The following is a 7,753-nucleotide window of genomic DNA, read 5'->3' as shown; positions in this document are numbered from 1 at the left end:
GGGGTGGCGCTGCGCGCCACCGGGGGCGGGGCGGCGACCGGCGCCGGGACCGGCGCTGCCACCACGGGGGCGGGTGCCGGCTGGGCAACGGGCGGCGGCGTCACGGGGGCAGGCGTTGCCGGTACCGGTACCGGGGCCGGGGCCGGCGCGGCGGCCGCGGCGGCGGCTTCGGCGGCGGCACGCTGGGCGGCGGCCTCGGCGTCGCGCAGCCGCTGCTCTTCGCGGGCAGCCTCCTGGGCTACGCGGTCGGCGGCACCCACCTGGCCCTTGGCGATCGCGTCGGTGATGCGGGGCAGGGCCGGCGCCGAGGCGTCGGTCTTGGCGATCAGGTCGCGCAGGCGCTCGGCCTCCACGAAGTCTTCGCGGCCAATAGCCTGTTCGGCCGCGATGATGGCGTAGGGCATCAGGTCGATCAGGGCGCTTTCCGCCGAGGCGTCCGGCTTGTCGCTCTTCTCGCGCAGCGCCAGGTAGTACTCCATGGCGCTGTCGCCAGCCGGGGCGTACAGGCGCTGTTCGCGCAGCGCCTGGCTGCCTCGGCTCCGCAGTTCGTCCACGCTGAGGCTGGCAAGCGCCGCCTTGGCGGCTTCGGCGGCCTGCTGGGCGGCGAGCTCTTCGGCGCTGGGGCCAGCGGCCTCAGTGGGCGCGGCGGGGGCAGGAGCCGTCGTGGCGGGTTCGTCCTTGGAGCAGGCCGCCAGACTCAGGCCCAGGGCCACAGCGATGCCCCAGCGCAGGGCGCGGGGGGTGGAAGAGGTCGCAGCGTTCATGGTGTTCCCCTGAAAAATCACTAAATCATTACGTTCAGCACATAAGAGTTTGGCCGCTTTGTCAAGCGTGGCCCGTATCGAACCTTGATTAAGCGCACAGTTCGCGCGGCAGGTGTTGGCCTATTTGCCAATGCAGAAGTCGCCGAAGATGCGGCCCAGCAGCGCGTCGGCGTCGACGCGGCCGGTGATTTCGCCCAGCGCGTCCTGGGCCTGGCGCAACTCTTCGGCCGCCAGCTCACCGGCCCCCCGGTGAAGCTGGGCGGCCGCGCGCTCCCGGGCGGCGGCGGTGCGTGCCAGCGCGTCCAGGTGCCGGGCGCGCGCGCTGAAGGCGCCCTCCACACCCTCGCCCAGCCCGGCGGCGGCACGCAGCGCGTCGCGCAGCGCCTCAAGGCCCTCGCCGGTCTGCACCGACAGCCAGAGGTGGCGGCCGTCGGGCCTTTGTTCCGCGTGGGCGGCCTGGCCGCTGAGGTCGGTCTTGTTGTGCAGCCAGAGCACTGGTGAAGCCGGGTCGATGCCGGGCAGCGGCAGGTCAGGCCGGCTGTCGTCCAGCACCACCAGCACCAGGTCGGCCTTGGCCAGTTCGCCGTGGGCGCGCCGGATGCCTTCGCGCTCCACCGGCTCCTGGGTGTCACGCAGGCCCGCGGTGTCCACCAGCGTCATCGCCACGCCGTCCAGGCGGATGGCCTCGCGCAGCAGGTCGCGGGTGGTGCCGGCCACGGGGGTGACGATGGCGCGCTCTTCGCCGGCCAGAACGTTCAACAGCGAAGACTTGCCGACGTTGGGCGCGCCGGCAATCACCACGTGCAGCCCGTCCACCAGGCGCTTGCCGCGCGCGGCGTCGGCACGCAGGGCCGACAAGCCGGCGGCAACGCCCTGCAGGCGCTGGCCCAGTTCGGGTGCCGCCAGGAAGTCGATTTCCTCGTCCGGGAAGTCCAGCGCCGCCTCTATCCACACCCTCAGCGCCGTGAGGCCTTCCAGCACGGTGTCGACGCGCCGCGAAAACTCGCCCTGGAGCGACCGGCGCGCGGCGCGCGCGCCCGCTTCGCTGCCCGCTGCGATCAGGTCGGCAACGGCCTCGGCCTGGGCCAGGTCCAGGCGTCCTTCCAGGAAAGCGCGTTCGGTGAATTCGCCCGGTCGTGCCGGTCGCGCACCCAGGGCCAGGCAGCGGCGCAGCAGCTGCGACAGCAGCACCGGGCTGCCGTGCCCCTGCAGCTCCAGGGCATCTTCGCCCGTGTACGAATGCGGGCCGGGGAAGAAGATCAACAGGCCGTCGTCAATCAACGCTCGCTCGGCGTCCCGGAACCGGACGTAGTGCGCGTAGCGCGGCTCGGGCGGGCGACCCAGCAGGGTGCTGGCGATCGCCCGGCAGCCGGGTCCACTCAGGCGCACGATGCCGACGCCGGCGGCGCCGGCAGCGGTGGCTATCGCGGCGATGGTGTCGCGTGGGTCCATGGCGGAATGGTGGCAGAAATCCGTGGCCACGGACTCACGCGCACCGCCGCCGGAAAAAGAAAGGGAGGCGGTTGCCCGCCTCCCCCGATACTTCACTGACGATGGTTACGCTGGATCCGGCCGGATCGCCGTGACTCCCTCGCCAGGATCGCTCAGCTCGACGCCACCGGCGTGGTGGACTGGCCGTGGCGCTTGCCGATGACGTACTGCTGGGCCAGGCCCAGGATGCCGTTGGTGCACCAGTACAGCACCAGGCCCGAGGGGAAGAAGGCCATCATCACGCCGAACACCAGCGGCATGAAGGTCATGATCTTCTTCTGCATCGGGTCCATGCCCGGCGTCGGCGTCATCTTCTGGGTGAGGTACATCACCGCCAGGTTGACCGCCGGCAGAATGAAGTACGGATCGGGCGCGGTGAGGTTCTGGATCCAGCCGATCCACGGCGCCTGCCGCATTTCGACGCTTTCGAGCAGCATCCAGTAAAGCGCGATGAAGATCGGGATGGTGATCAGGATCGGCAGGCAGCCCGCGGCCGGGTTCACCTTCTCCTTCTTGTACAGCTCCATCATCGCAACCTGGAACTTCTGCTTGTCCTCGCCGTAGCGCTCCTTCAGCGCCTCGATGCGCGGCTGGATCGCGCGCATCTTGGCGAAGCTCTGGTACTGCTTGGCCGACAGCGGATACAGGATCAGCTTGATGATCAGCACCGTCAGGATGATCGCCCAGCCCCAGTTGCCGGTGAGGTCATGCAGGGGCTTGAGCACGTAGTCGAACATCGGCTGCGCCAGGACGGTGAAGATGCCGTAGTCCAGCGTGAGCTTGAGGCCCGGCGCGACGGCCTGGAGCTGTTCCTGCAGCTTGGGGCCGACCCACAGGGTGGCCTCGCGGGTGACCGACAGGCCGGGGCCCACTTCGATCTGGCCGCTGACGCTGCGCACCAGGTAACGCGGGTTGCCGTTGGTGAGCGGGGCGAGCGAGAAGCTCTGCGGCTCGGTCTCGCCGGGCACCCAGGCCAGCACGAAATGGTGCTGCGGCATCGAAATCCAGCCACCGGTGACGTCACGCGACTGGGCGCCGTCCTCGAAGATGTCCGGGATCTTGAACTTCTCGAACTTCTCCAGCGGGCTGTACCAGGCGGCGCCGATGAAGCTGTAGGCCTCGGGGTTGGTCAGGCCGGAAGTGCGCGAGGTCGGCGGCGGCGGCGAGCGCAGCAGCTGTTCGTAGGCCGCGCCGCGCCACGGCGTGGCGCCCTGGTTGCGGATTTCCTGCCGCTGGGTGATGGCATAGGAACCGCGAGTGAAGATGAACGTCTTGCGGACGCTCAGGCCGCTGGCGGCGTCGGTCCAGACCAGGGGCACTTCGAGCTGGGTGGCGCCGTCGGCCAGACGGTAGTCGCTGCGGCCGTCCTCGGCCCGGTAAATGGCTTCGTGGCTGGGAGCCGCGCCGGCGCTGCCGGCTACGGCCACCAGGCCCGACTGGGCGACCGAGTAGTGGCGCGGGTCGGTGTCGAGCAGCTTCACTTTGATGTCAGGCTGGTTCTTGTTGACCGGGTAGGCCAGCAGTTCCGCGCCCACCATGCTGCCGCCGCGCAGGTCCAGCTGCATCCGCAGCACGTCGGTGGTGATGGTGAGCGGCGCCGGCGCGTTCGCCGCGGCAGGCGCTCCCGGGGCCGGGGCAGCGTCGGGACTGGCCACCGCGGGTATCTCGGCGGCCGAAGGAATGGCGCCGGCATCCGGGATCTCTAAGCCAGAGGGCACGGCCGTTGCCGCGGCAGGTGCCGTGGCCAGGCTGGGTTCCGGTGCAACCGGGGCCTTGTTCCACTCCAGGAACAGCAGGAAGGCAACGGCGAGCCAGGCAATCAGGAGGAACGAGCGGGTCTGGTTCATGGGCAGGCTGCTGGCACCGGCGTGGGGCCGGGGCCGGGCACAAGGTCTCGGTCAGGAATCGGAGGCGGGGCGTTCGGACGCGCCGGGGGAGGCCGGCATTGTGCCGGGCGGGGGCGCGGGCTTCAACGACCGTGCGCGTTCGAACAGCGGTACCAGCTGTGCGCGGATCTCGCTGTTGCTCAACAGTTTGGCGCCTGGCTGCACCAGAAGCACGTAGTCGCCGGGCGGCAAGCAGGCCATTTCATGGCGGAAGAACTCGCGGGCGACCCGCTTGATGCGGTTCCGGCCGACGGCCCGCTTGTCCACTTTCTTGGACACGGTAACGCCGAGCCGGGGCACGGTGGCCTCGGCCCGGACGTGGGCATGCAGTCGCATATGGGGGCTTGTCAGCCGCCGCGCACCCTTGAAGACCGCCTGGTACTCGGCCGAAACGTGCAGACGCACGCCGGGGGGGAACGCGTAGGGCTTGACGGGCGGGGTCGTAGTCACGGCCCGCTGGGTCGCCGCCGGAAAGCCGGCGGCAACGCGTCAGACTGCCAGGCGGGCGCGACCCTTGGCACGGCGGCGCGACAGGATCTTGCGGCCGTCGGCGGTCGCCATGCGGGCGCGGAAGCCGTGGTCACGCTTACGCTTGAGGTTGCTGGGCTGGTAGGTGCGCTTGGTCGCCATGATGGCACTCGATTGATTTTAGGGCGGAAAAGACCGTGGACTATAGCGGTACCCGGCCGGGCGCGTCAAGCCAGATTCGCGTGGCGGGCCAGGCCCGGCGGCGTTATGCTTCTCGCCCCGCCCACTTATACACAGCCGCGCCCTGGCGCGGCTGCTCCCCGGACTTTCGCTTGAACATGGATGCTGCCTGGCCCCGCTGCCTGGAACGACTGGAAACCGAACTGCCGGCTGAAGAGATTCATGCCTGGCTCCGCCCGCTGCAGGCGCAGTCCGGCGCCGAGGGGCTGACCCTCTATGCGCCCAACGAGTTCGTGGTGGACCGGGTGCGTGAACACTACCTGGTGCGCATTCGCGAGCTGATGGCGCACTTCGTCGGCGGCCCGGCCCCGGTGGCGCTGGCCGTGGGCTCGATCAAGCGCGCCGACGCCCCGGTGGCGGCGGCGTCCGGCCCGGTCAGCGCCAGCCGCACGGGCAGTGCCCCGGCGCCGGTGGCCTTCTCGGGCAACCTCGACAGCCACTACAACTTCGACAACTTCGTCGAGGGCCGCAGCAACCAGCTGGGTCGCGCCGCGGCCCTGCAGGTCGCCCAGAACCCCGGCAAGGCTTACAACCCGCTGCTGCTTTACGGCGGCTCGGGCCTGGGCAAGACCCACCTGATGTACGCCGCCGGCAACCTGATGCGGCAAAACAACCCGGGCATGCGCGTGCTTTACCTGCGCTCGGAGCAGTTCTTCAGCGCGATGATGAAGTCGCTGCAGGAGAAGTCGATGGACCAGTTCAAGCGCCAGTTCCAGCAGGTGGACGCGCTGCTGATCGACGACATCCAGTTCTTCGCCGGCAAGAACACCACCCACGAAGAGTTCTTCCACACCATCAATGCCCTGTTCGACGGCAAGCAGCAGATCATCCTCACCTGCGACCGCTACCCGCGCGAAGTGGAAAACCTCGAGACACGGCTCAAGACGCGGCTCACCTGGGGCCTGTCGGTGGCGATCGAGCCGCCCGATTTCGAAACCCGGGCCGCGATCATCACCGCCAAGGCGGTTGAACGCGGGATCGAGCTGCCCGACGACGTTGCCTACCTGATCGCCAAGCGGATGCGCTCGAACGTGCGCGACCTCGAGGGCGCCCTGAACACGCTGGCGGCGCGCTCGAACTTCATGGCCAAGCCGATCACGGCCGAGTTCGCTCAGGAAACGCTGCGCGACCTGCTGCGCGCCCAGCAGCAGGCCGTGTCCATCAGCAATATCCAGAAAACGGTGGCAGACTACTACCAGCTGCGCATGGTGGACCTGTTGTCCAAGCGGCGGACACGCTCACTGGCGCGTCCGCGGCAAATGGCAATGGCCCTGTCCAAGGAACTGACCGAGCACAGCTTGCCGGAAATCGGCGATGCCTTCGCGGGGCGTGACCACACCACCGTGATGCACGCCTGCAAGGTCATGCGCGAACTGCGTGAGATCGACGGCAAGCTGCGGGAAGACTGGGACAAACTGCTGCGCAAGTTGAGCGAATAACGGCGGCACGAGGCCTGGGGACGGCCTGTGGACAACATGGGGGCAAGTTTTGCGCCCTGAACTTACCCACAGGTTGTGCCACCCTGTCCCGAGCCTGGCACACAGCCTTGTAAGTCGTTATAAACTAAAAAATATAAACGGGTTGTGTGTGTTATCCGTACAAAATCCCGGCTCTACCACCACCACTTTCTTTAAATATCCACTCTTTGGTGCTTGGGGATCTGCATGCGTTTCAGCCTGACGCGAGAAGTCCTACTCAAACCGCTGCAGCAGGTCGTCAACGTGGTCGAGCGGCGGCAAACCCTGCCCGTCCTGGCCAACCTGCTGGTCAGCGTCGAAGGCAGCAAGCTGTCGATGACCGGTACCGACCTGGAAGTCGAGATGGTGGCGCGCACCGACGTGGACGACGCCCAGTCGGGCGAAACCACCATCCCGGCGCGCAAGCTGTTCGAGATCGTTCGCGCCCTGCCCGATGGCAGCCGGGTCACCGTCAGCCAGACCGGCGACAAGGTCACCGTGCAGGCCGGACGCAGCCGCTTCACTCTGGCCACCCTGCCCGGCAACGATTTCCCGGCCGTGGAAGACCTCGACCTGGTCGAGCGCATCCGCGTCCCCGAAGCGGCCCTGAAGGAGCTGATCGAACGCACGGCGTTCGCCATGGCCCAGCAGGACGTGCGCTATTACCTCAACGGCCTGCTGCTGGACCTGCGCGAGGATTCCCTGCGCTGCGTCGCCACCGACGGCCACCGCCTTGCCCTGTGCGAAGCGCCGCTGCCGGCCGGTGCCCAGACCCGCAAGCAGATCATCCTGCCGCGCAAGGGCGTGCTGGAGCTGCAGCGCCTGCTCGAAGGCGGTGACCGCGAGGTCGAGCTGGAGGTGGGCCGCAACCACCTGCGCATGCGTCGCGAGGACGTTACGTTCACTTCCAAGCTCATCGACGGCCGGTTCCCGGACTACGACGCCGTGATTCCGATCGGCGCCGACAAGGAAGTGAAGGTGGACCGCGAAGCCCTGCGCGCTGCCCTGCAGCGTGCGGCCATCCTGTCGAACGAGAAATACCGCGGCGTGAAGCTGGAAATCAGCCCGGGCCAGCTGCGCATCGTCGCGCACAACCCCGAGCAGGAAGAGGCGCAGGAAGAAGTCGAGGCCGAGACCAAGGTGGACGGCCTGAGCATTGGCTTCAACGTCACCTACCTGCTGGACGCCCTGAGCGCGCTGCGCGAAGAGCACGTCATCATCAACCTGCGGGATGCCAATTCGTCGGCCCTGGTCCGCGAGGCCAGCCACGAGCGCAGCCGCCACGTGGTGATGCCGCTGCGCCTGTTACCCCCGCCCTACCCGTTCCCCCCCCCCCCCCGGCGTTTGCGGGGCGTCGTCGTTTTGATGCCCCGCCCGGCGCGTGCCTGCCCCGGTCCCCCGGGGCTCCGGAGGCGCCGTGCGGCTGACTCGTCTTGACGTCAGCCGG

At 68.5% G+C, this 7,753-nt stretch carries 6 protein-coding genes and 1 pseudogene; 2 read left to right on the top strand and 5 right to left on the bottom strand.

Going from position 1 to position 7,753, the window contains the following annotated elements:
* The 5 genes from K0M70_RS11560 to rpmH form a co-directional block, all read right to left on the bottom strand.
* The coding region (locus tag K0M70_RS11560; RefSeq protein WP_290782043.1) for an energy transducer TonB at positions 1–764 on the bottom strand (764 nt) is incomplete at its 3' end.
* A gap of 120 nt (positions 765–884) precedes the next feature.
* On the bottom strand, positions 885–2,216 hold the full coding sequence (gene mnmE / locus K0M70_RS11555; RefSeq protein WP_290782040.1) for a tRNA uridine-5-carboxymethylaminomethyl(34) synthesis GTPase MnmE: 1,332 nt from the start codon (positions 2,214–2,216) through the stop codon (positions 885–887).
* A gap of 152 nt (positions 2,217–2,368) precedes the next feature.
* The gene (gene yidC / locus K0M70_RS11550; RefSeq protein ID WP_290782037.1) at positions 2,369–4,102 is read right to left on the bottom strand and encodes a membrane protein insertase YidC; all 1,734 of its coding nucleotides are present in this window, start codon (positions 4,100–4,102) and stop codon (positions 2,369–2,371) included.
* A gap of 51 nt (positions 4,103–4,153) precedes the next feature.
* Entirely contained in the window at positions 4,154–4,591 is a 438-nt protein-coding gene (gene rnpA / locus K0M70_RS11545) for a ribonuclease P protein component (RefSeq protein ID WP_290782035.1), read from the bottom strand.
* Positions 4,592–4,630: 39 nt separating this feature from the next.
* Positions 4,631–4,771, bottom strand: a complete 141-nt coding sequence (gene rpmH / locus K0M70_RS11540) for a 50S ribosomal protein L34 (RefSeq protein ID WP_290782033.1) — start codon at positions 4,769–4,771, stop codon at positions 4,631–4,633.
* A 176-nt stretch (positions 4,772–4,947) separates the two neighbouring features.
* On the opposite strand from rpmH, the gene dnaA reads away from it, so the two are divergent.
* Both dnaA and dnaN read left to right on the top strand, forming a co-directional pair.
* Positions 4,948–6,288 (top strand): chromosomal replication initiator protein DnaA, encoded by a 1,341-nt coding sequence (gene dnaA / locus K0M70_RS11535; RefSeq protein ID WP_290782046.1) that lies wholly within the window; start codon positions 4,948–4,950, stop codon positions 6,286–6,288.
* A 225-nt stretch (positions 6,289–6,513) separates the two neighbouring features.
* Positions 6,514–7,611 (top strand): annotated as a pseudogene (gene dnaN / locus K0M70_RS11530) (DNA polymerase III subunit beta); the annotation flags it as partial.
* Positions 7,612–7,753: the final 142 nt, after the last annotated feature.

Origin of the sequence: Arenimonas sp., assembly GCF_019459675.1 — a bacterium.
Taxonomy (GTDB): Bacteria; Pseudomonadota; Gammaproteobacteria; order Xanthomonadales; family Xanthomonadaceae; genus Arenimonas.
The sequence above is the reverse complement of the archived record's forward strand: the minus strand, read 5'-3'. Positions and strand labels throughout refer to the sequence as shown.